General features: G+C 58.0%; 1 protein-coding gene. It reads right to left on the bottom strand.

The features are described from left to right. Positions 1-206: 206 nt before the first annotated feature. Positions 207-369: flagellin (locus tag GYB81_RS24310; RefSeq protein WP_267904998.1), on the bottom strand; the 163-nt coding region annotated here is incomplete at its 5' end.

The raw sequence follows: 369 nt of genomic DNA, 5'->3' as shown, positions 1-369 counted from the left end.
TGTTGGTCTTGCCCAGGTTGGTCTGGGTCACCAGCGAGGAGTAGTTGGTATGAATCGAGAGAGCCATGATCGTAATCCTTCGTGCGTGAACGCCTGGAAGCGGTGCTGTAGGTACAGGGCGACCGTTTTCTCGAATGCCTTAAGGGCGCTGGCGTTCAATCGTGAAATGGGGGTGGCGCAGTCCCTTGCGCCGGCCAAGCGCGTGATCAGCCCAGCAGGGACATGACCATGCCTGGCATCTGGCCGGCTTGCTTGAGCATGGAGATGCCGGACTGCATCAGCATGCTGTTCTTGGTCATGTTGGCGCTTTCCTTGGCGAAGTCGGCATCCATGATGCGTCCCTTGGCCATGTCGGTGTTGTCCTTCATG

Origin of the sequence: Pseudomonas yangonensis, assembly GCF_009932725.1 — a bacterium.
Classification (GTDB): Bacteria; Pseudomonadota; Gammaproteobacteria; order Pseudomonadales; family Pseudomonadaceae; genus Aquipseudomonas; species Aquipseudomonas yangonensis.
Note: the sequence above shows the minus strand (reverse complement) of the source record. Positions and strands in the feature narration are given on the sequence as shown.